Origin of the sequence: Novosphingobium sp. AP12, from assembly GCF_000281975.1 — a bacterium.
GTDB lineage: Bacteria > Pseudomonadota > Alphaproteobacteria > Sphingomonadales > Sphingomonadaceae > Novosphingobium.
On sequence record NZ_AKKE01000141.1, the window covers coordinates 1 to 23,446 of the forward strand.

Consider the following 23,446-nt stretch of genomic DNA (forward strand, 5'->3'; position numbering starts at 1 on the left):
GGCCCCGCCGATCGGCAGGCCGCTCGCCAGCGTCTCGCGCGCGCCGCCGGACAGGTCGCTGGCGACCACCGCGTTGGCGCCCGGATCGGCGACGTAGAGCGTTCCCCCGGCGATCGCGATGCCTTCGGGCCGGGCCAGCCCGTCGAGCACGATCTCCCTGCGGCCGCCGACCAGCTTGACCACGCGGCCCGCGCCGCTCTCGGCGACGTAGACGCTACCGTTGCCCGCCACCGCGACGCCCATCGGCCGGTCGAGGCCCGAGGCGAGTTCGACCACGTTGCCGCCTTCCTGCCCGAACACCTTGCCGGTGCCGAACTCGGCGAAGACCGCGCCGCCATCGGGGCCGACCGAGACGCCCATCAGCCGGTCGTAGCCGCTCGCCAGCACTTCGGTTTCGCCCGCGGCCGGCTTCCAGCGCGCGACGTCGCCGTTGGCAGTGGTGACGATCCATTCGTCCGCGCCGCTGGCGACCGCGTCGCGGATCCAGCCCGGGAAGCCCGGCGAGAACAGCATCCCGGCCAGCTGCAGGTGCTCGCCCGGCCGCAGCAGGTAGGCGAACCCGCCGTCGGCGACGAGGACGTGGCCATGCTCGTCCACCGCGAGGCCGAGCGGCCACTGCAGCCCCTTCTCGACCAGCGGCTTCGTCTTGCCGGGCTCGACGATCTCGGTGATCGAACCGTTGATGTGCGACACGAAAGTGCGCCCGTTCACGAAGGCGACGTTGTCGAGGCCCGGACCGATGTCGGCCAAGATCGACTTCTCGCCGGTGCGCGGGTCGATCCTGAGGACCTGCCCCGAATAGACCTGCGTCGAGACGATGTAGCCGTCCGGGTGGAACTTGACCGAGTCGGGCACGCCGAGGTCTTTCGCCACCACCTCGGGCTCGCCGCCGTCGAGGCCGATGCGCCAGATCTCGTTGGCGCCCTGCGCTGGGAAGTAGAGCTTGCCGTCCGGGCCGACCTCGAAGGCGTTCGCCATCGGCACACCCTCGTAGATCACGCGCGGCGCGCCGCCGTCGCGGTCCAGCTCCATGATCCGGCCGCCGAGGCGCAGTTCGCCCGCGATCAGCCGGCCCTGGTGGTAGGTGATCGGGTTGGCGACCGGCATGTCGCCGTGGATGACCCGGTACTCCCCCTGGGGCGTCATCATCGAGACGCGGCCCATGGTGATCTCGGTGCAGTAGAGATTGCCCGCTTCGTCGAAGGCGAGGTCGTCCGGGCCGACGATGCCGGCGCCGTTGGGGCTGATCGTCTCGATCACGCCGCTGTCGACGTCGATCGCGCTGACCATCGAGCCGGCGACCTGCGCCACGTAGATGCGTCCGTCGGCGCCGGTGCGGATGCCGTTGGCGCTGGCGAGGCGGCTGGCGGGGGTCATGCGGTGGATAGCCCAGCCCTCGCCCGGGGTGGCGGCTATCGCGTTGGAATTCCGGCCTGCGGCTTGCAGCATGTATACACCTCTCTCCATCGGCGCGGGCCGAGTCTTTTGCCGATTGGTATAGGCAGGTGCCCCCCCACGCAACGCGGCCCGCCCGCCTCCACCCGGCATCGCCCCGGCGACGGGCCTACCGTTGCCAAGTGGGAAGGCGTGCGGATATTCGTGCGCCGAACCCATAATCAATCCGGCCGGGCGTGGCGATGGAACCGGCGAGCGCAGGCCGCCGCCGTTCTTCCGACAAGCCGACCCGCGCCGCACGAGAGGACGCCCGACCATGCCCACCCCTGCCCTGCGTTTCGACGGCCGCGTAGCAGTGGTAACCGGCGGCGGCCGGGGCCTTGGCCGCGCCTATTGCCTGCTGCTCGCCTCGCTGGGCTGCAAGGTGATGGTCAACGACCTCGGCGGCGCGATTCGCGGCGATGGACCGGATACAAGCGTGGCGCAGGAAGTCGTCGACGAGATCGTCGCGGCGGGCGGCGAGGCGATCGCCAACGCCGATACCGTCGCCACGCCCGAGGGCGGCCGCGCGATCATCCAGGCCGCGCTAGGCACCTGGGGCCGCATCGACGCGCTGATCCATAATGCGGGCAACGTGCGCTACGGCACCATCCGCGACATCGCCTACGAAGACTTCCGCAGCGTGCTGGACGTCCACCTGCTCGGCGCCTTCCACGTCGTCCAGGCCGCGTTCGGGCCGATGTGCGACGCGGGCTTCGGCCGCATCGTCCTGACCAGCTCGATCGGCGGCATCTACGGCAACAAGGAATGCGTGAACTACGCCGTCTCCAAGTCGGGCATGATCGGCCTCAGCAACGTCGCCGCGCTCGAGGGCGAGGACTTCAACGTGAAGTCCAACGTCATCGTCCCCAGCGCGGTCACGCGCATGGCCGAGGGCATCGACATCTCGCAGTACCCGCCGATGGACACGGAACTGGTCGCTCCCGTCGTCGCTTGGCTGGCGCACGAGGCCTGCTCGGTCAGCGGCGAGATGATCGCCTCGATCGCCGGGCGCATCGCCCGCGCCTTCATCGCCGAGACGCGCGGCGCCTGGCGTCCGGAGTGGACCATCGAGGACGTCGCCGCCGCCGCCGAGGCGTTCCAGGACAAGGGCCCCGAGAACCCGCAGCTGCTCGACTTCGGCCTCCACGGCCACGTCGGCCACATCGGCTACAGCTTCGCCATGGCGCGATCGGGAGAGCGATCGGTCACGGACGCTGATGCTTAATCAACAACACTGTTGACAACTAAATGCGCCAAATCCACATCGCATCCATAGGGCGCCGCCTTGCGGCAGAGTCGCCCGCACGACAGAAAGTGGGACCGGAATGATCTGCCAGAAAACCAACGTGCCAGCGCCCGAGGAACTCGACATCCCCGCGCTCAAGGCGAAGTACATCGCCGAGCGCGACAAGCGCCTGCGCCGCGAAGGCGGCGAGCAGTACGTGCGCCCCACCGGCGACTTCTCCGACAACTATGCCCATGACCCCTTCACCCCCGTGGCGACGCGCGATCCGATCGTCGAGGACCTCGACGTGGCGATCCTGGGCGCGGGGTTCTCGGGCATCCTGGCGGGCTATCACCTGCACAAGCAGGGCGTCTCCAACGTGCGCAACATCGACCACGCGGGCGGCTTCGGCGGCGTCTGGTACTGGAACCGCTACCCCGGCGTGCAGTGCGACAACGACGCCTACTGCTACCTCCCGCTGCTCGAGGAAACCGGCTACCTGCCGAGCAAGAAGTTCTCGGACGGCTGGGAAATCCAGGCCTACTGCCAGAAGATGGCGACCGACTTCGAGCTGGTCGACAAGGCGCTGTTCCACACCCTGGTCGAGAGCATCACCTGGGACGAGACGATCAAGCGCTGGCACGTCAAGACCAGCCGCGGCGACGACCTGCGCGCGCGCTTCGTCGTCATGGCCGGCGGCGTCATGAACATGCCCAAGCTGCCCGGCATCCCCGGCATCCACGACTTCAAAGGCAAGATGTTCCACACCAGCCGGTGGGAGCACGACTATACCGGCGGTTCGTGGACGCAGCCGGTGCTCGATAAGCTGAAGGACAAGCGCGTCGCCATCGTCGGCACCGGCGCCACTTCGGTGCAGGCCGTGCCCTATCTCGGCAAGTACGCGAAGCAGCTGTACGTGCTGCAGCGCACGCCCTCGAACATCGACGAGCGGCCCAATCCGCCGACCGATCCCGACTGGGCCGCGTCGCTCAAGCCCGGCTGGCAGCAGGAGCGCATGGCGAACTTCCACCGCGGCGCGCAGCAGTTCTTCCTGCCCGGCGAGCCCGACCAGATCTGCGACATCTGGACTGAGATCAGCCGTAACCTCAACATCGAGCTCGAAGCCGACGGCAACCCGCAGCTGCCGATCGAGGAGCTGCTGGCCCGCCGCGACGTGGTCGACTTCCAGGTGATGGAGCGCCTGCGCCGCCGCGTCGACGAACAGGTCACGGACAAGGAAACCGCCGAAATCCTCAAGCCGTGGTTCCGCTTCATGTGCAAGCGCCCGCTGTCGAACAACGACTACTACCCGACCTTCAACCAGCCCAACGTCAAGGTGATCGACGTCTCGCCGACCCAAGGCGTCGAGCGTATGACCGAGAAGGGCTTCGTCGCCGACGGCGTGGAATACGAGGTCGACCTGTTCATCTTCGCCTCGGGCTTCGAGGTCACCAGCGACCTCAAGCGCCGCTGGGGCATCGACACCGTCGAGGGCGAAGGCGGCCTGTCGATCTACGAGCACTGGACCAACGGCCCCAGCACGCTCCACGGCGTGACCACCGACAAGTTCCCCGGCATGTTCTACATGGGCTATATCCAGGGCGCCACGAACTCGAGCACCACCGAGCAGTTCGGCCGCCAGGCCGAGCACCTCGCCTTCATGATCGGCGAGACCGTGCGGCGCGGCGCCGACAAGTTCTCCGCCACCGCCGAGGGCGTCGCCGGCTACGTCCAGCACTGCCGCGACAACGAAGTCGACATGTCGGAATTCCAGCAGGGCTGCACACCCAGCTACTTCAACAACGAAGGCGACAAGGAACTCAAGTGGGCCCTGTTCAAGGGCTACCTGCCCGGCTGGGACGCCTGGCGCGACATGCTCGCCGACTGGCGCAAGACCCCGGACCTGCCGGGCGTCGCGTTCGAGACACGCGAAACCGTCAGCTAGGATACAAGGCTCTGGAGGAGGGCGGGGGCGGCAGGTTCAACCTGTCGCCCTTGTCGTTTCAGCCGCCGCCAAAACCCTCGGCCTGAACGACGGTGAGGTTCTCCGAGAACGCCGGCGAGAGCTTGCGCTCGATCTTGCGGCAGCGGTCGGCGTGGTCGATCAGGGCCTTGGCGATGTCGCGCAGGATCGCGGTGTCGAGCGGCGCATCGCCCGCCAGCCGGGCCAGCAGGTCCCGCTCCTCAATGCCGAGCGTGCGCGCCGTCACCCGCTGACCGCCCAGCGCCTCGACGGCCTGCGTGAAGAGGGCGAGCTGGACCATCGAATCTTGCGGCATGGTGTCGGGAGCTTTCAGGTCGGGACTTGCGAAGCCGAGCGCTCCGGGCACACCGGCCATAGGCCCCGGCACCGGGTATCCGTCAAGTCAGGCACCGCAGGAAGCCGTGGGCGAAACCGATGACTGCCCATCACCCTCCCGGTGGAGGGGTCAGGGGGTAGGATTACCGCCCCTGCCACTCCGGCTTGCGCTTTTCGGCGAAGGCGCGCGGGCCTTCCTGTGCGTCGTGCGAATTGTAGGTCAGCTCGTGCGCCGCGCGGGCGGCGGCGAGCGCGGCGCTGCGGCCCATTTCGGTGGAGAGCATCACCGTCTCGCGCGCGGCCTTGACCGACAGCGGCGCGCCTTCCAGCACCTCGAGCGCCAGTTCGATCGCCGCGTCCAGCACAGCGCCGGGTTCGGCGAGGCGGTTGACGAGGCCGATCTCGTAGGCGCGCGCAGCCGTGATCGGCTTGCCGGTGAGGACGATCTCCATGAACACGCGCTGGGGGATCATGTGGATCAGCGGCGCCGCCCAGGGGCTGCCGCGCCCGACCTTGACCTCGGTGATGGCGAACTTGGCGTTGGTGGACGCGACACACAGGTCGCAGGCCTGCGCTATCATCCAGCCGCCCGCGAAGGCGACGCCGTTGACCGCCGCGATGGTCGGCTTGCTGAGCTCGATGGTGTCGTAGGGCAGCGCGTACATGTCGCGCGGGGGGACCGCCATGCCGGTCTCGACCATCTCCTTGAGATCGCCGCCCGCGCAGAAGGCCTTGTCGCCCGTCGCGGTGAGGATGGCGATGCGCGCGACATCATCCGCCTCGAACCGCGCCCACGCGGCTCGCAGGCCCTCGCGGACCTCCCGGCTAAGGGCGTTGCGCTGGTCGGGGCGGTCGATGGTGATGACGGCGATGCCGTCTTCACGGGCTTGGTACAGGACGGCGTCGGTCATCGGTGGGTCCTTGAAACGGGTTCACGCGGAGGCGCGGAGAAGAACAAGGGATTTGATGCACGCAGAGACGCAGAGGCGCAGAGATGTCGGGCCGAGCCGCAGGCTCTTTCTACCGATCAAGGCGGCGGCGTTCGCAGCGTCGATGGCACACAGCGGCTTCGCCGCGAGCACGACATCCCTGCGCCTCTGCGTCTCTGCGTGATCCCGGACCTTGTTCTTCTCCGCGCCTCCGCGCCTCCGCGTGAAATCCATTCTAGAATCCCCGCCGCGCGATCTCGAAGGCCGCCCGGTCGAGACCCTCGCGGAAGTCGGGGTGGGCCACGGCGACGAGGCGGCGGGCGCGTTCGGCGAGGGTCTGGCCTTTGAGCCGGGCCGCGCCGAACTCGGTCACCACGACGTCCACTTCGCTGCGCGCGCTGGTCACCGGCCCCGAGAGTGTCGGCACGATCTTGCTCAGAGTTCCGCCCTTGGCCGTCGAGGCCAGCACCATCAGCGAGGCCCCGCCGGGCGAACGGGCCCCGGCGCGCACGAAGTCCACCTGCCCGCCGGTGCCGCCCATGTAGGCCGCGCCCGACTGCTCGGCGTTGACCTGTCCGGTGAGGTCGACCTCCAGCGCGGAATTGATCGTGACGAGCCGCGACAGCTGGCCCAGCACGCCCGCGTCGTGGGTGTAGCTGGTCGGCGTCATGCGGATCGTGGGGTTCTCGTGCGCCCAGTCGTAGAGCCGCCGCGTTCCGATCAGCGCGCCGTTGATCGAGACGCCCCGGTCGATCTCCTTGCGCGCGTTGGTGAGCACGCCCGCCTCCGCCAGCTCAACCAGCCCGTCGCCCAGCATGCCCGAATGGACGCCAAGGTCGCGGCGGTCGTGGAGCAGGCGCAGGATCGCATCGGGCACCGCGCCGACGCCGGTCTGGATCACCGAGCCGTCGCCGATGAACTCGGCGCAGAGCCGCGCGATGGCCTCGTCGGTGGGGCCGATCTTCGCGGGCGCGACTTCTACGGGGGCGCGGGATACCTGCACGGCCACGTCGATGGCGCTCGCCGGGATCAGTTCGCCCGGCACGTAGGGGACCGCCTCGTTGACCTCGGCGATGACGACGCGCGCCTTGTCCACGGCGGCGCGCACGTAGTCGGAGATGAGGCCACACGAATGGTTGCCCTGCGCGTCGGCCGGGCTGACCTGGATCATCGCCACGTCGCAGGGCATAACGCCCGCCGCGATCAGCGGTGCGACCTGGCTGACGTGGACCGGGATGACGTCGAGCAGGTTGGCCTTGGTCATCACCCGCAGCGCCCCGATCGCGCCCATCGACGACAGACGGAACGCCGGCGCGCTTTCGGGCGTGAACAGGCCGGAGAAGCTGGTGGCGATGAAGGCGTGGATATTTCCGACGCGTGCGCCTTGCGCGATCAGCGCCTCGACAAGCGTGGTCGGCTCGCCGCAGGCCTGGCCGAAGACGATGTGGTCGCCGGGGCGAAGGTATTGGGTGAGGTCGATCATGCGCCCGTCGTCCCCGGCTCGACCGGGGACCGCTGGCCGGGAACGGCCCACCTCTCGGCGAGGCTTTGCGTGAAACGAGGTGGGCGCGACTCGGCCAGCGGTCCCGGATCAAGTCCGGGACGACGATGGGGGCTCGTCACAGCTTCCCTGCCTGCCGCAACAGCCGTTCGGCGCGGGCGAGGTACGGCCGGTCGAGCATGCCGCCCTTCCAGCCGATCGCGCCGACGCCGGGGTTGGCGGCGAAGACGTCGACCACTTCCTGCGCCTCGGCGATCTCGGCCTCGGTGGGGGTGAAGGCTGCGTTGATGACCGGGACCTGCGCCGGGTGAATGGCCATCATGCCGCGGAAACCGTCGCGGCGGACCTTCTCGGCGCGGGTGCGCAGGGCTTCGAGGTCGCGGAAGTCGGCGCTGATCGTCTCGATCGCGGTGACCCCCGCCGTCGCCGCCCCGAGCACGGTGAGGCTGCGCGCCAGTTCGTAAGTGAAGGAGTACGAGCCGTCGGGGTTGCGGTTGGACGAAGCGCCGATCGAATCGGCGAGATCCTCCGCCCCCCAGGTCAGAGCGACGACGCGCGGGGCGCCCTTGTAGTCTCCGGTATGGAACATGCCCTCGGCGGTCTCGGTGATGAGCACGATGACGGGGGTGGAGCCCTCCTCGATCCCGTTCGCCACTTCGAGCGCGGAGAGGCAGTGGTCGAGCTTCTCGACCTCGGCGCGGCCGTAGACCTTGGGCAGCATGATGCCGCCGGGATGCGCGGGCATGACGGCGGCGAGGTCGTGCAGGGTGTGCGGGCCGTCGAACGGGTTGATGCGCACCCACAGGCGCGCGCGCTGCTCGGGATGGGCCTTGATGAAATCGTGGACCATCGGGCGCGCGGCGGCCTTGGCGTCGGGTGCGACGGCGTCCTCAAGGTCGATGAGGACGATGTCGGCGTCGCCTTCGGTCGCCTTGGTCATCTTCTTCTCGCTGTCGCCCGGCGCGAACAGCCAGGAGCGGGCGGTGGAAGGCTGATGGGTAACGGACATAGGCTCTCCAGTCGTCATCCCGGCGAAGGCCGGGATCGCGGGCGGCAACATCCCGCACTGCCGATGACGATCCCAGCTTTCGCCGGGATGACGGGCTTTCTCAAGGTCGCTTGCCTCAATAGCTGCGCGGCAGTTCCAAAACCCTCTCGGCGATGTAGTTCATGATCTGGTGCGGACTGACCGGCGCGATGCGCGGGATCAGCACTTCGCGCAGGTAGCGCTCGACGTGGTATTCCTGCGCGTAGCCCATGCCGCCCATCGACATGACGGCGGTCTGGCAGGCCTCGAACCCGGCCTCGGCGGCGAGGTACTTGGCGGTGTTGGCCTCGACCCCGCAGTCGAGCCCCTGGTCGAACATGGTCGCAGCCTTGAACACCATGAGGCTGGCCGCTTCGACCTGCATCCACGCCTTGGCGAGCGGGTGCTGGATGCCCTGGTTCTGCCCGATCGGGCGCCCGAAGACGACTCGCTCCTGCGCGTACTTCGACGCCTTCTTGATGGCGATGCGGCCGAGGCCCGTGGCTTCCGCGCCGAGCAGCACGCGCTCGGGGTTTAGGCCTTGGAGCAGGATCTTGAAGCCCTGCCCCTCGGCGCCGATGCGGTCTTCCTCGGGAATGAACAGGTCGGTGATGAACAGCATGTTCGAGCCCACCGCGTGGCGGCCCATCTTGGGGATCAGCTGGTGCTCGATGTGGGCGCGGTCGAGCTTGGTGTAGAACAGCGTCAGCCCCTCGGTCTTCTTCTTCACCTCCTCGAGCGGCGTGGTGCGCGCGATGAGCAGCATGCGGTCGGCGACGTGGGCGTTGGTGATCCAGATCTTCTCGCCGTTGACCCGGTAGCCGCCCGGCACCTTCTCGGCGCGAGTCTTGAGGCTGGTGGTGTCGAGGCCGGTGTTGGGCTCGGTCACCGCGAAGCACATCTTCTCCTCGCCCGACAGGATCGGCGGGATCATGCGCTGCTGCTGTTCCTCGGTGCCGAACAGGGCGACCGGCTCCAGGCCGAACACCGGGCCGTGGATCGCCGAGGCCGCGGTCATGCCGCCGCCGCTCTCGGCCACGGCCTGCATCATCACCGCCGCCTCGGTGATGCCGAGGCCTGCGCCGCCAACCGATTCGGGCATGGCGACGCCGAGCCAGCCGGCCTGCGCCATCGACAGGTGGAACTCGGTCGGAAATTCGCCGCTGCGATCCTTTTCCAGCCAGTACTCGTCGGGGAACTGGGAGCAGTGCTTAAGGACGGCCTCGCGGATATCCTGCTGGTCCTGGTTGAGTGCAAAATCCACTGCGTTTCGCCCTTCTTCCCGGTTTTCGCCTGTTCAGGCGCTGTCCAAGGCGTAGCAGCGCGAACGCGCAGAGACAACGGTGTTGTTCCGATATCGGTTCAGCGAACGAAAATACGCATGGATTTGGAATCGAGCTTGCGTTAAGCCCTGCCCCAAGAAGATTGGGAGAACGGCATGGCCGAAGAGGCAGACAAGACAGCGCAAGGCCCCCTTGCGGGCATTCGCGTCGTCGACCTCACCAGCGTGGTCTTCGGGCCCTACGCCACGCAGATCATGGCGGACATGGGCGCCGAGGTGTTCAAGATCGAGCCCCCCGCCGGCGACAACACGCGCTGGATCACCACCGGCCCGGTCCCGGGCATGGGCGGCATCTACGTCAACGTGAACCGCGGCAAGCGCGGCCTCATGCTCGACCTCAGGCAGGAGGTCGACCGCGCGACGCTGCGCGCGCTGATCGCCACCGCCGACGTCTTCATCCACTCGATGCGCGGCAGTGCGATCGCCAAGCTCGGCTTCGACTACGCGGCCGTAAAGGCCATCAAGCCCGACATCGTCTACACCAACTGCTACGGCTATTCGCGGCGCGGGCCCGAGGGGGACAAGCCTGCCTACGACGACACCATCCAGGCCGAATGCGGCATCCCCCACGTCCAGGGGCTGATGAACGGCGAGCCCGGCTACGTCGCCACGATCATGGCCGACAAGGTCGCCGGTCTGCACGCGCTCTACGCGACGATGATGGCGCTGTTCCACCGCGAGCGCACCGGCGAGGGCCAGGAAGTGGAAGTCACCATGTTCGAGGCGATGTCCTCGTTCATGCTGGTCGAGCACGCCAACGGCGCGATGTTTGCGCCGCCCACCACGCCGGCGCACTACCACCGCGCGGTCGAGCCCAACCGGCGGCCCTACCGGACGCAGGACGGGTACGTCGCCGCGCTGGTCTACAACGACAAGCACTGGGACGCCTTCATGGCGGCCGTGAACCCGCCCTGGGCGAGCGACGAGTTCTCCACGCTGGAGAAGCGCGCAAAGCAGATCGGGCGGGTCTACGGACTGCTGGGCGAGACCTTCCTCACCCGCACCACGCAGGAATGGCTCGACACGCTGCGGGGCCTGCACATCCCCTGCGCGCGCCTGCAGACCACCGACGAACTGTTCGACAACGCGCAATTGAACGCCATCGGCTTCTTCGAGGAAGTCGAGACGCCGCAGGGGCCGGTGCGCTTCCCCGGCGTGCCGACCTGGTTCTCGGCGACGCCGGGCAAGGTGCGCGGACCCGCCCCCATGCTCGGACAGGACAACGAAAAAGTGCTCGCCGAACTCGCAAGCGTCGCCCCGGCGATGGTCAGCGAGTCGAAGTGAACAGGGGTGTTGATTTCACCTGACAGCATCGAAAGGCTTGGGCTAACCACCTGCCCAAGCCGGACCCTGGGAGCGTGATCGGATCGTCAAGACCGAGGCCGAACCTCCCTTGAAGACCTAGCGACAACGGATCGGAAGAAAGGCAAACCACGATGTACGACGACCAGCCCCTAGCTGATACAGAGGCGCCGGAAGCGCCGGCCAAGTCCTCCACGGGCACCCCCGTATTCAAGCGCATGCTCGACCTGTTCGAGGCCGAGGGCATCAAGACCCTGTTCGGCATCCCCGATCCCAACTTCGTCCACCTCTTCCTCGAGGCCGAGACGCGCGGCTGGACCGTCGTGTCGCCGCACCATGAAGCGTCGGCCGGCCACATGGCCGCCGCCGCCGCGCGCATCACCGGCAAGCCCGCCGTCTGCATCGGCACCTTGGGCCCGGGCATGGCGAACATGATGCCCGCCATCCAGTGCGCCAAGGTCGAGAACGACCCGGTCATCTTCATCGGCGGCCAGCGCGCCCGCATCACCGAGCGCCGCGTGCGCCGCGGCCGCATCCAGTTCGTCCGCCAGGAGCCGATGATCGAGGATTCGGTCAAGTTCTCCAGCTCGATCGAATATGCCGACCAGACCGACGAGATCGTCCGCGAGGCGATCCGCATCGCCATGTCGGGCACGCCGGGACCGGCCTACATCGAATTCCCCTCGCACATCATCCTCGAGGAACTCGACCTGCCGCCGGTGCTGCCGCCGCACCGCTATCGCCTGACCAACCAGGGCGCCGACGGCGACCGCATCCTCGAAGCCGTCGAAGCCATCCGCAACGCCAAGAACCCGGTGCTGCTGGTCGGCCACGGCGTCTACACCGCCAAGGCGGGCGCGGCGGTCAAGGAACTCGCCGATCTCATGCAGTGCCCGGTCGTCCAGACCTCGGGCGGCACCTCGTTCATTCCGGGGCTTGAGGACCGCACCTTCCCCTACGGCTTCTCCGAAGCCTCAATCGACGCCGTGGTCGAAAGCGACTGCTGCGTCGCGCTCGCCACCGAACTGGGCGAGCCGAGCCACTACGGCCGCTGGCGCCACTGGGTCGACAACGAAGCCAACCGCAAGTGGATCTACGTCCAGCAGGACCCCACCGCGATCGGCGTCAACCGCCCGATCGACATCCCGCTGGTCGGCGATGTCCGCGCCGTCGTGCCGCAGCTCGTCCGCGCGCTGAAGGACACGCCGCGCAAGGCTTCGGAATCGCTCTCGGAATACATCCAGCGCGATGCCCAGCAGCTCGAGGAACTGGCCGAGGACGCCGCGTCCAAGCCCGATGGCTCGACCTCCAAGATGCACACCAGCCAGTTCGTCACCGAGGCGACCAAGGCGTTCCCCAAGGACGGCATCCTGATCCGCGACGGCGGCGCCACGGTGATTTTCCAGTGGACCTACTCGCAGGCCAAGCCGCGCGACGTAATCTGGAACCAGAACTACGGCCACATCGGCACCGGCCTGCCCTACGCGACGGGCGCCATGCTCGCCGACCAGGCCGAGACCGGCAAGGTGCGCCCGGGCATGCTGTTGACCTCGGACTCCTCGTTCCTGTTCCACATCGGCGAGCTCGAAGTGGCCGTGCGCAAGGAACTGCCGCTGGTGATCGTCGTCGGCGTCGACTTCCAGTGGGGCCTCGAAGTGGGCGTCTACAAGCGCACCTTCGGCAAGGGCACCAAGGAAACCGGCGTCCACTGGTCCGACAAGGTCCGCTTCGACAAGATCGCCGAGGGCTTCGGCGCCGCCGGTGAATACGTCGAGAAGGCAGCCGACATCGGCCCCGCCATCGATCGCGCCTATGCCCGCGGCGGCTGCACCGTGATCCACGTACCGATCGATCCTGCCGCGAACTCGGAAGAAATGCCGAACTACAACGAGTTCCGCACCTGGTACGCCGAAGGCACCCAGTAATGCCTTCAGCCGGAAAGCCAGCTTTCCGGCCAAGTGGGCACGCCCAGGCGGCGCCCAGATGAGACGACGATGCCCGTACCCGCCTTGCGCGCGGTGCGGGCATTGCCTTTAGTCCCCAGCACAAACCTTGGGAGAAGGTCATGCGCAACTACACGCAGTTCTACATCGACGGCCAATGGGTCGCACCGGTCACCCCTAAGACCGCCGAAGTCATCAACCCGGCCACCGAGGAAGTCTCGGGCGAAATCTCGCTCGGCTCCCCCGCCGACGTCGACAAGGCCGTCGCCGCAGCCCGCCGCGCCTTCGCCAGCTATTCCGAAACCAGCGTCAAGGAACGGCTCGACCTGCTCGAGGCGATCCAGGCCGAATACCTGCGCCGCGAAGCGGAACTCGGCGAGGCGATCATGGTCGAGATGGGCGCGCCCACCTCATTGGCCAACGGCTTCCACACGCTGCTCGGCAAGGGACACCTCGGCACCGCTATCGAGGTGCTGCGCGAGTTCAAGTTCGAGGAACAGCGCGGCGTCACCATGATCCGCAAGGAGCCGATCGGCGTCTGTGGCCTGATCACCCCGTGGAACTGGCCGATGAACCAGACCTGCGTGAAGATCTTCCCCGCGCTCGCCGCCGGCTGCACGATGATCCTCAAGCCCCCGCAGCTCGCCCCCTACTCCGCCCAGATCCTCGCCGAGATGATCCATGCGGCAGGGGTTCCGGCAGGCGTGTTCAACATGATCCAGGGCCAGGGCTCGGTGATCGGCGCCGCGCTCTCGAAGCACGAGGACGTGGACATGATCTCGTTCACCGGCTCCGAGCCGGTCGGCGTGCAGATCACCAAGGACGCCGCCGACACCGTCAAGCGCGTCGGCCTCGAACTGGGCGGCAAGAGCGCCTGGATCGTCCTCGACGACGCCTCGCTCGCCGCCAACGTCGCGGGCGCCACGGCGGGCATGATGGGCAATTCTGGCCAGACCTGCTCGGCCGGCTCGCGCCTGCTGGTGCCGTCCGCGCGCATGGATGAGGTGAAGAAGGTCGCCGCCGAGGCCGCCAACGGCGTCACCGTGGGCGATCCCACCGGCAACTTCGCGATGGGCCCGGTCGTCTCCAAGAGCCAGTACAACATCATCCAGGACTACATCGAGAAGGGCGTCGCCGAAGGCGCCGAACTCATCGCCGGCGGCCTCGGCCGTCCCGATGGTCTCGACAAGGGCTGGTACGTGAAGCCCACCGTGTTCATCGGCACCAACGACATGGTCATTTCTCGCGAGGAGATCTTCGGCCCGGTCCTCGTGATCATCGGCTACGACGACGTCGACGACGCGGTCGCCATCGCCAACGATTCGAACTTCGGCCTCGGCGGCTACGTCTCGGGCGAGGACATCGAGGCCTGCCGCGCCGTCTCGCGGCGGATGCGCACTGGCGCGATCTGGGTGAACGGCGGCTTCGACTTCCACGCCCCGTTCGGCGGCTACAAGCGCTCGGGCAACGGGCGCGAGTGGGGCGAGTTCGGGTTCCACGAATACCTCGAAGTGAAGTCCGTGGTCGGCTGGGGCTGACGGTTCAGGGGAAGGGGCGGACGCCGGGGCCATTCGCCTCAGGTCTTCCCCTTCCCTCAACCAACCCGACCCGCTAAAGGTGAACCCGTGGGCACGATCAGGCACTTCTTCCGGGACCGACCGGCGCTGGCAGCAATGCTGCTGGCCGCCGCGCTGTGTCTGAAGGCGCTGGTCCCCACCGGCTACATGCCCGCAGCGCCCGACACCGGGTTGATCGTCGCGCTGTGCTCCGGCTCGATGCCTGCGGGCGCCGCGATGACGATCACGATCCCGACGAAGGGCTCGCACCAGGACAACGGCACGACGACTGCCGACCACCCCTGCGCCTTCGCCCCGCTCGCCGCCGGGATGACCGGCGCCGACCTCGTGCCGCTGGTGCTGGCGGCGCTGACCTTCGTGTTCGTCGCCGCGATCGTGCGCCAGCCGCTGGCGCTGCGTTCGATCACGGAGCGCATCCGGCCGCCCAGCCAGGCCCCTCCCCGCTTCACCTGACGCCGTAACCACGCCGCCGGCAAAGCGCTCGCGGTCGTCATGCATGCCGCGCCCATCCGGTGCGCGGCCGTTCAGGTGAATTTTCCATGTTCCGTACCCTGCTGGCGCTCGGCGCCGCACCGCTTGCGCTGCTCCCCTTCCATGCCCAAGCCGAGGAGGCCGACGATGCCCCCGGCGATGCCATCCTCGTCGTCGGCCAGCGCGAGCGCGACATCAGCCTCGACGCACGCGGCCTCTCGGTCAGCCTCGGCGACGAGCAGTTCGCGGGCGTCAACGCCCGCAACGTCGAGGACCTGATGAAATACGCGCCCGACTTCTTCGTGCGCACCCGATACGCCGGCGATTCCAACGGCGTGCCCGGTTTCCGAGGCACCCATTCCACCCAGAGCGCCCGCACGTTGGTGATGGTGGACGGGTTCACCGTCTCCAACTTCCTCGGCAATTCCTTCGCCTATGCGCCCAAGTGGGGTGTCGTCGGGCCTGGCGAGGTGGAGCAGTTCGACGTGGTCTACGGGCCTTATTCGGCGCGCTATGCAGGCAATTCGATGGGCGGCGTGGTCAACATCACCACCCGCTCGCCTGAAAAGACGGAGGCTTTCGCCGCCGTGCAGGGCATGGCCCAGCCCTACGACCAGTACGGTACTCACGACAGCTACTGGGGCTATTCTGCAGAGGCCGGCTTCGGCTTCCGCCAGAAGGACGGCCCGTGGTCGGTGCGCCTGTCGGGCCGCCACTTCCGCAACACCGGCCATCCGCAGATGTTCTACGGGCTGACGCCCTCGGCGAGCACCGCCGCCGCGACGCCGGTGACGGGCGCCGTGGTCGATCCAAGGCAGGCGATGGCGGGCGCTCCCGGCACCGCGACCAACCCCATCTTCGCCGCTCAGAGCCCGGCCGAGATCACCCAGGACCAGGCCAAGCTGCGCATAGGCTACGACGGCGCGTCAGGCGTGACGGGCGAACTCCTGCTCGCCTACTGGCACAACCTCGATACCCAGACCGCACCCGACTGCTACCTGAGCGACGCGGCGAGCAACATGGTGTGCGACGGCCTCGTCTCGATCGGTGGGCAGAAGTACACCGCGAGCGGCGCCAACTGGTCCCGCACGATCCGCGACGAACTGCTCGCGGGCGTCAAGGTCTCCGCGCCAGTTTCCGACGCGGTGAGCGTGCAGGCGAATGTCTCGACCTACCGGATCCTGCGCTCGGACGGCTTCACCTCGAAGGGCTACAATGCGGGCGCCCGCGACGGCGCCGGGACGCTGGCGCGGCAGGGTCCGACCTGGTGGTGGACCGGCGATCTTTCGCTGGCGGCTCAGGTCGGCGGCATGGACCTGGCCGGCGGCGGCAGCGCCAACCTCTACAAGACCGACCTCACCAACTACACGCTCGCCAACTGGCGCAGCGACAGCGGCAAGGCGTTCTCCACCCGCACCTTCGGCAAGACCCGCAACCTCGCCGCATGGGCCGAACTGCGCGTGCCCTTCGACCCGGTGACGCTGACGCTGGGCGCCCGCTACGAGGACTGGCGCGCCTTCGACGGCGGCCTTGCCCGCCTCGGCACGGCGGGAGCGCCGGTCACTGCGACATATCCCAGCCGCCATGCCGATGGCTTCCAGCCCAAGGCCTCGCTCGAATGGGCGGCAGGTCCCCAGACCCGCGTTCAGCTTAGTCTCGCCAAGGCCACCCGCTTCCCGACCGTGGGTGAGCTGTTCCAGGGCAGCCTCAATGGTGACGGCACCTTCAACCGCGACAGCTTCGACCCGAACCTGAAGCCCGAGCGCTCGACAGACGCCAACCTGCTCGTCGCCCACGATTTCGGAGGCGTGAAGCTGACCGCCTCGGCCTTCTGGCAGCGGGTGAGGAACACCATCTTCTCGTTCACCGGCTTCAACCAGAACGGCGTGACCACCTCCAGTTACAAGAACGTCGACCTCACCCGCCAGTACGGCCTCGAACTGATCGCCGAGGCCCGCGACGTAGCGCTCCCCGGCCTCGACGTGGACGCCAACGTCGCCTGGATCGATTCGGTCACCCTTCGCAACGACGCGGCGCCCGCCGCTGAGGGCGTGCAGTTCCCGCGCATCCCGCGCTGGCGGATCAACGGCAACCTGCGCTACCGCGTCGCCGAGCCGGTGCTGATCGCAATCGGCGTGCGCTACGCCAGCCGCCCGAACACCGACCTCTTCGGCCTCCAGCGCGGCGACACCTACGGCTACACCTCCGAACTTTTCGCGCTCGACGCCAAGGTCAGCTGGGACGTGACCGAGCAGCTGCGGGTCAGCGCCGGGGTCGACAACATCACCAACAACCGGGCCTGGGTCTATCACCCCTACCCGCAGCGCAGCTTCCTCGTCGAAGCGGGGTGGAAGCTGTGAGCGAGCCCGAAATGCGCACCGAACGCTGGTATCGCGCCGTCTGGCGCTGGCACTTCTACGCCGGGCTTTTCTGCGTGCCCTTCGTGCTGTGGCTCTCGGTGACGGGCGGGATCTACCTGTTCAAGCCGCAGATCGAGGCCGCGCTCTACGCCCCCTACCGAAACGTGGCGACCGGCCCGACGCTATCGCCAGACGCGGTCGCCGCGCGCGCCGTGGCGGCAGTGCCCGGCTCCGTGCTCCACAAGTACGTCCTGCCCGAAAGTCCTGCCGACGCGGTGCAGGTGCTCGTGGGCAAGGGCGCCGAGGACGTGCGCGTCTGGGTGAACCCGCAGAGCGGCGCCGTCCTTCATGCGGTGCCCGAGGAGGAACGCCTGATGCGCGTGGTCTTCCGCCTCCACGGCGAACTGCTCGCGGGCGAGCGGGGCTCGGCGCTGGTCGAGGCGGCGGCGTGCTGGACCATCGTCATGCTGCTGACCGGCCTGTTCCTGTGGTGGCCGCGCGGGGGGGCGCGTCTCGCCGGCGTACTCTACCCCCGCCTGCGCCGAGGCCGCGCGACGTTCTGGCGCGACATCCACGCGGTGACCGGCCTGTGGGTGTCGCTGGGCGCGCTGTTCCTGATCGCCTCGGGCCTGCCCTGGGCCAGCGCCTGGGGAGACTATTTCCGCGAGGTCCGCGCAGTCACCGGCACGACCTACGGTCCGCAGGACTGGTCCGCCGGAGCCAGTGCCGATGCCGCCGACCGCGCCCGCGCCGACGCCGGGATGCGTGCCATGATGTCCGACCACGCCGAACACGGCGGCATGGCGATGATGCACATGGCACCCGCCCCCGCCGCGCTCGATGTCGTCGTCAGCACCGCAGAAACGCTAGGCTTCGCCGCCCCGGTCGAGGTCAGCCCGCCGACCGCGCATGGCGCGCCCTGGCAGGTCCGCAGCCAGGCCGAGAACCGTCCCCGCCGCGACAGTGCGGAGATCGCCGCCGACGGTACGCTGGTGGGCGTCAGGCGCTTTGCCGACAACCACTGGATCGACCGCGCGGTCGGCTACGGCGTCGCCATCCACGAGGGCGCCTGGGCGGCCCTTGCCAACCAGCTCGTCAACCTCGCGGTGCTCGTAGGACTGGTGCTGCTGTGCGTGTCGAGCGTGGTCCAGTGGTGGCGCCGCCGCCCGACCGGACAGCTCGGCGCCCCGGCCAGCCTCGCACCGCTGCGCCATTCGTGGGCGCTGGTGGCGCTGGTCCTGGCGCTGGCGCTGGCGATGCCGCTGTTCGGCCTTTCACTGGCGCTCGCAGTCGCCGTGGAAGTCATGCTCAAGCGCCTGTCGCCAGCGATCCGCCGATGGATGGGCTGGCGCGAGCCGCGCGTGGCCGCGTGACGGGCGCCTGAATCCCCAAACGACCACGGGGCAGCCGGGCGCTCTCACGCTCGGCGCCCCCGTGGACGTTGGCTGTACGGTCCGCTTAGAAGCGGTAGGTGCCGCTGACCGTGAAGTTGCGCGGCGCGCCGTAGCGGTACTGGCTGTAGAAGCCGATCTGGCTGAAGTACTTCTTGTTGAGCAGGTTCTCGAGGTTCGCCTGGATCTGCAGGTTGTCGGTCACCTCGTAGCGGCCCATCAGGCTGACCAGCGTGTAGCTGTCCTGCTGGAAGCGGAACGGTGCGCTGGTGACCGGATTGGTGCCGTCGGTGTAGGCCTTGCTGCGGTAGTTCACGCCGCCGCCGAAGGTCAGGTCGCCCAGCGTGTAGGTGGTGAACAGCTTGAGCAGGCGGCGCGGCTGGTCGAAATTGGCATCCATCTTGAACTGGCTGTAGCCGAAGTTGACGTTCCAGCCCTCGAGCGGCTGGCCGGTGATCTCGACTTCGAAGCCCTTGCTGACGACGCCGTTGGCCGCAACGTAGGTCTGCTGCGGCGGCAGCGAGGGGTTGTTCGGATTGGTGATCGGCGCGCCGTCCATCACCGCCACGTTGTCCTGCTCGATGCGGAACAGCGAGAGCGAGGTCTGCAGCGCGTTCTCGAAGAACGAGCTCTTCAGGCCGATTTCATAAGCCTTGCCGTCGAGCGGATCGAGCTGGCGGAAGTTGCGGTCCACGTAGTTCTGCGGCGAGAAGATCGTGGTGTAGCTCGCATAGAGGCGGTGGTTCGGGGTCACGTCGTACAGCGCGCCGACATAGGGGATGAAGACGTTGTCGTCCCCGTAGTTGCTGTCCACGCCGTAGGCGAAGCCGCGCTGCTTCCAGCTGGCGAGACGGCCCCCGCCGATCACCTTGAGTTGGTCGGTCAGGTTCGCACGGACGGCGCCGTAGTAGCCGGTCTGCGTGATCTTTTCCTGCGAGGCCCGGAAGGGCACGGTCGAAAAGCCCGGATAGTCGTAGGACTGGGGCGTCCAGTTGTTGAAGTCACCCGCGGGCGGCCAGGAATAGGGGTTGCTCGGATCGGTGATGTTGAGCGCCGCGAAGGTGTCGGCGTGGCGGTTGATGATGCTGCGCAGCGCGCCGACGACGATGTCGTGGTCGCGGCCGAACAGGGTCACCTTGCCCTTGATCTGCGCGTCGTAGCTGTTCTGGATGCTCTCGCCATCGGCGGAGTAGGGATTGCTGGCCAGGCCCAGGCCGGTCGTCTTGTCGACCAGGCCGTAGAGATAAAGGATTTCGGTGCGCTGGGTGTTGCGCATGCGGTTGTAGTTGGCCTGCGCGCTCCAGCCGTTGCCGAAGTCCTGCTTCAGGGTGACGAACAGGTTCTGGTTGGTGGTGTCCCAGTGCGTCCAGTCGGCCGAGGCGGTCTTCGAACGGGGCCATGAAGCGAAGCTGCCGTCGCTGTAGAACGAAGGCAGGGCGCCCCAGGCATTGCCGTCCGGCCGTCCCTGCTGGTGGCTGAAGCCCACGCGCAGCAGGGTGGTGTCGGTGACGTCGGCGTCGATCGTGCCGTAGGCCACGAACTTCTCGTTGTGGTAGCCGTCGATGTAGCTGTCGCCGTCCTCGTAGCGGCCGACCGCGCGGAAGCGCAGGCGTCCGTCAGAGGTCACTGCGCCGCCGATGTCGCCGGACAGGCGGACGGTGTCCCAGCTGCCGTAGCTGCCACTGACGTAGCCCTTGAGCTCGGTGCTGTCGGCGTGCTTGCGCACCAGGTTGACGGAGGCTGACGGATCGCCCGCGCCGCTGAGCAAGCCGGTGGCGCCGCGCACGATCTCAACGCGCTCGTAAAGCGACACGTCGGCCAGCGTCTCGCCCGAATCGCCGCCCAGCGCCCAGGCGGTCGGCACGCCGTCGATCTGGGTGTTGGTGATCTGGAAACCGCGCGCATAGAACGAGTTACGCACGTCGTCGGTCTCGTTGATGGCGACGCCGACCGCGTTCTGGATGACGTCCTTCACGCTGATCAGGTTCTGGTCCATGATCCGCTGCGCAGTCACGATGCTGACCGACTGCGGCGTCTCCTGGACCGTCAGGCCAAGGCCGGTGGCCGTGTCGATCTTGTCGGGGAGCGTGTACGTCCCGGTGACGACGATGGCATCCCCGTCCCCGCCGTTGTCCTCGGCGACCTGGGCGGCAGCGGGCATGGCGTAGACGGCAAAGGCGCCGCCGATCATAAGTGCGATCCTGGATTTCATGCGGACGATCCCTGTCTGGCTTTACCCCGGCCACCCCATCGCGGCCGGCGCTGTCGGCGCCTTGCGGGCCGGAATTGCAGCGCCCGCTAATGGCATTGCGGATCATTCGCAATAAGTTTCTTGGCCCTCAAGGGAGCACATTCGTTCGGGGCCAAAGCGGGGGAGATGACCGGCAGCGGCGCTAGAACGCGCGAATTTCCGCCGGTTTCAGCCTATGGCGATGTCCGTGTAGCGGATGGGTGACGGCACCGGGAAATCTCCGGCTCAAGGGCTGTGCAGCGATATTCAGTCGCGATGAAAGAACGCGGGGCGCCCCTCGAGGACGTTGCGGGCCATTTCGCCGCGGTCGTGGAGCGCCAGCGGGCCGCCGGGGAAGGCATCGTCCCAGAACTCCGCGTCGGCGTACTGGGCAAGGGCGTTTTCATAGCGGGCAAGGCGTTCGGCCCGGACCGTGAGCAAGCGTGCGGCGCTGCGCACTTCGGCGAAGTCGTCGCCCTCGCCGTCGCGCACCATGCGCGAGAGGTCGGGACGCCCCGCGGCCTCGAACCAGTCGGCGGCGAACTCGCGGGCGAGCGCGGCGGCGTCAGTCTTCATGGCGCCCGGCGCGGGCGTTGAGGTCGGCCCAGAGTTTCTCGGTCCCGGCCTCCTGCGCCTTGTTCACGTATTGCGAGGCGACCAGCCAGCCCTTGATGAAGTGCAGCGGCAGGACGCACCCGATGCCCAGCAGCGGGAACGAGGTCAGCAGGTGGACCCAGAACGGCGGCTCGAACTTCACCTGCAGCCAGACCGCGAAGAACGTCAACGGGAACGCGACGATGCAGAGCGAGAAGAACGCCGGGCCGTCGTCCGGGGCGGCGAAGCCGTAGTCGAGCCCGCAATTGGGGCACTTGTCCTGCAGCTTGAGCCACTTGCGGAACATCCGCCCCTTGCCGCAGCGCGGGCACAGGCCCTTGAGGCCGCAATGGAGGATCCACTTGCCCTTGTCCGGGCGAGCGGCTTCGGTTGCGGCGCCGGCGGTCTGGTCGGGATCTTCCATGTCACGAGCCTGCTCTTGCGGATTGCCGGGAATCGGCTGTTGATGCATATGGGTTTTGCATGCATACAAAGTCAATGCAAACTGCATCGCAAAAATGGCTTCCCCACCTCGCGCCCGCGGAAGGTCCGCTCTATCTGGCGATCTGCGCCGCCATCGCCCGCGATCTCCAGCAGGGGCGGCTGCGCCCCGGCGACCGCCTGCCGCCGCAGCGCGAACTAGCCGAAGTGCTGGGCCTCGACGCCGGCACCGTCTCGCGCGCCTATGCCGAGGCGCGGCGGCAGGGCCTGATCGACGCGGAGGGAAGGCGCGGCAGTTTCGTGCGCGAGCAGGGCGCCGCAGCGCCGGTGGCGGTGGCCGTCCAGCCGTTCGACACCGGCATGAACCTGCCCCCGGTTCCAGGGGGCAGCACGTTCGCGGCCCGTTTCTCCGCTGGCTTGCAGGATGTGCTGCAAGGGCCCTCGGGCGCCAACCGGATGCAGTATCAGCCGGCGGGCGGTGCGCCCGAGGACCGGCTTGCGGGAGCGCAGTGGCTCGCCGCCTCGGGCATCGAGGCGGGCGAGGACACCGTGCTCGTCACCAGCGGCGCACAGACCGCGCTCCATGCCGTCGCCAGCGCGGTGCTGGAGCCGGGCGATGCCGTGTGTACCGGCCCCTTCGTCTATCCGGGATGGAGCGCGATCTGCCGCCGCAGGGGCGTGGGCATCGTGCCGCTCGCGGCCGACGAACACGGCATCGACCCCGACGCCTTCGAGCGCGCCTGCGCCGCATCGCCGATCCGCGCGATCTACCTCGTGCCGGACAACGACAATCCGACCACCGCCACGCTCCCCCTCGAACGCCGGACGCGGATCGCGGAAATCGCCCGCAGGCATGACGTGCTTGTCATTGAGGACGATCCCTATTCGCGGCTCGGCCGCCTCGAAATCCCCTCGCTCGCCGCGCTCGCGCCCGAGCGGACCTGGCATGTCGCCAGCCTGTCGAAGCTGATCTCCCCCGCGCTTCGGATCGCCTACCTGCGCGCGCCGCTGGTGCGCGATGCGCTGCGCCTTGCCGCCGACACGCACGAGACGACGATCATGCCGCCGCCGCTCAACCTCGCGGTCTGCACCCGCTGGCTGCAGGACGGGACATGGGCCGCGCTGGTCGGCGAAGTCCGCGAGGAATGCGCCGCCCGCCTCGCCATCGTCGCCGAGCACCTGCCCGCCGGCAGCTACCGCGCCGGGCCTTCAGGCTATCATCTCTGGGTGCCGCTGAAGGAGCACACGCAGTCGTTCGAACTGGTCGCCAGCCTGCGCACGCTCGGCGTCTCGGTGGTGTCGAGCGAGCAGTTCCGCACCGGACCGGCGGGCGGCCCGGCGGCGGTGCGGCTGTCGATCGGCGGCAGCCTCGACCGG

18 protein-coding genes are annotated in these 23,446 nt (G+C 68.1%); 9 read left to right on the top strand and 9 right to left on the bottom strand.

What is annotated here, in order from left to right; genetic code table 11:
• The coding region (locus PMI02_RS20470) for an SMP-30/gluconolactonase/LRE family protein (RefSeq protein WP_007686472.1) at positions 1-1,449 on the bottom strand (1,449 nt) is incomplete at its 3' end.
• A gap of 262 nt (positions 1,450-1,711) precedes the next feature.
• Between PMI02_RS20470 and PMI02_RS20475 the strand changes: the two genes are divergently transcribed.
• Complete coding sequence (locus PMI02_RS20475) at positions 1,712-2,662, top strand: SDR family NAD(P)-dependent oxidoreductase (RefSeq protein WP_007686473.1); 951 nt, start codon at positions 1,712-1,714, stop codon at positions 2,660-2,662.
• Between the two features lie 100 nt (positions 2,663-2,762).
• Positions 2,763-4,607 carry an NAD(P)/FAD-dependent oxidoreductase gene (locus PMI02_RS20480; RefSeq protein ID WP_007686475.1) on the top strand — a complete coding sequence of 615 codons (1,845 nt, stop codon included), beginning with the start codon at positions 2,763-2,765 and terminating at the stop codon, positions 4,605-4,607.
• A 58-nt stretch (positions 4,608-4,665) separates the two neighbouring features.
• On the opposite strand, the gene PMI02_RS20485 is transcribed toward PMI02_RS20480, so the two are convergent.
• The 5 genes from PMI02_RS20485 to PMI02_RS20510 all read right to left on the bottom strand — a co-directional run bounded on the left by PMI02_RS20485 (position 4,666) and on the right by PMI02_RS20510 (position 9,682).
• Complete coding sequence (locus PMI02_RS20485; RefSeq protein WP_007686477.1) at positions 4,666-5,001, bottom strand: hypothetical protein; 336 nt, start codon at positions 4,999-5,001, stop codon at positions 4,666-4,668.
• A gap of 103 nt (positions 5,002-5,104) precedes the next feature.
• Positions 5,105-5,872, bottom strand: coding sequence for an enoyl-CoA hydratase/isomerase family protein (locus PMI02_RS20490; protein ID WP_007686478.1), 768 nt, complete (start codon positions 5,870-5,872; stop codon positions 5,105-5,107).
• A 253-nt stretch (positions 5,873-6,125) separates the two neighbouring features.
• Positions 6,126-7,373, bottom strand: coding sequence for an acetyl-CoA hydrolase/transferase family protein (locus tag PMI02_RS20500; RefSeq protein WP_007686480.1), 1,248 nt, complete (start codon positions 7,371-7,373; stop codon positions 6,126-6,128).
• 136 nt (positions 7,374-7,509) lie between these two features.
• Positions 7,510-8,400 (bottom strand): CoA ester lyase, encoded by an 891-nt coding sequence (locus PMI02_RS20505; protein ID WP_007686482.1) that lies wholly within the window; start codon positions 8,398-8,400, stop codon positions 7,510-7,512.
• A 115-nt stretch (positions 8,401-8,515) separates the two neighbouring features.
• A complete protein-coding gene (locus tag PMI02_RS20510) occupies positions 8,516-9,682 on the bottom strand; it encodes an acyl-CoA dehydrogenase family protein (protein WP_007686483.1) in 1,167 nt (388 codons plus the stop codon).
• Between the two features lie 174 nt (positions 9,683-9,856).
• Here PMI02_RS20510 and PMI02_RS20515 point away from each other — a divergent pair, with 174 nt between their 5' ends.
• From PMI02_RS20515 to PMI02_RS20540, 6 genes are all read left to right on the top strand, one after another.
• On the top strand, positions 9,857-11,044 hold the full coding sequence (locus PMI02_RS20515; RefSeq protein WP_007686485.1) for a CaiB/BaiF CoA-transferase family protein: 1,188 nt from the start codon (positions 9,857-9,859) through the stop codon (positions 11,042-11,044).
• 152 nt (positions 11,045-11,196) lie between these two features.
• Positions 11,197-12,987: a thiamine pyrophosphate-binding protein gene (locus PMI02_RS20520; RefSeq protein ID WP_007686487.1), complete on the top strand. Its 1,791-nt coding sequence runs from the start codon at positions 11,197-11,199 to the stop codon at positions 12,985-12,987.
• A gap of 140 nt (positions 12,988-13,127) precedes the next feature.
• A complete protein-coding gene (locus PMI02_RS20525; protein WP_007686488.1) occupies positions 13,128-14,543 on the top strand; it encodes an aldehyde dehydrogenase family protein in 1,416 nt (471 codons plus the stop codon).
• Between the two features lie 87 nt (positions 14,544-14,630).
• On the top strand, positions 14,631-15,035 hold the full coding sequence (locus tag PMI02_RS20530; protein ID WP_007686490.1) for a hypothetical protein: 405 nt from the start codon (positions 14,631-14,633) through the stop codon (positions 15,033-15,035).
• Between the two features lie 86 nt (positions 15,036-15,121).
• A complete protein-coding gene (locus PMI02_RS20535) occupies positions 15,122-17,413 on the top strand; it encodes a TonB-dependent receptor (protein WP_007686491.1) in 2,292 nt (763 codons plus the stop codon).
• An 11-nt stretch (positions 17,414-17,424) separates the two neighbouring features.
• The gene (locus tag PMI02_RS20540; RefSeq protein ID WP_007686492.1) at positions 17,425-18,786 is read left to right on the top strand and encodes a PepSY domain-containing protein; all 1,362 of its coding nucleotides are present in this window, start codon (positions 17,425-17,427) and stop codon (positions 18,784-18,786) included.
• Between the two features lie 85 nt (positions 18,787-18,871).
• Here the strand turns inward: PMI02_RS20540 and PMI02_RS20545 are convergent, their stop codons facing one another.
• The 3 genes from PMI02_RS20545 to PMI02_RS20555 form a co-directional block, all read right to left on the bottom strand.
• The gene (locus PMI02_RS20545; RefSeq protein ID WP_036504775.1) at positions 18,872-21,016 is read right to left on the bottom strand and encodes a TonB-dependent siderophore receptor; all 2,145 of its coding nucleotides are present in this window, start codon (positions 21,014-21,016) and stop codon (positions 18,872-18,874) included.
• Between the two features lie 285 nt (positions 21,017-21,301).
• Positions 21,302-21,610, bottom strand: coding sequence for a hypothetical protein (locus PMI02_RS20550; protein WP_007686494.1), 309 nt, complete (start codon positions 21,608-21,610; stop codon positions 21,302-21,304).
• A complete protein-coding gene (locus tag PMI02_RS20555) occupies positions 21,600-22,052 on the bottom strand; it encodes a DUF983 domain-containing protein (protein ID WP_007686495.1) in 453 nt (150 codons plus the stop codon). Before PMI02_RS20555 ends, PMI02_RS20550 begins: the two co-directional genes overlap by 11 nt.
• A 74-nt stretch (positions 22,053-22,126) precedes the next feature.
• Between PMI02_RS20555 and PMI02_RS20560 the strand changes: the two genes are divergently transcribed.
• The coding region (locus PMI02_RS20560) for a PLP-dependent aminotransferase family protein (RefSeq protein WP_007686497.1) at positions 22,127-23,446 on the top strand (1,320 nt) is incomplete at its 3' end.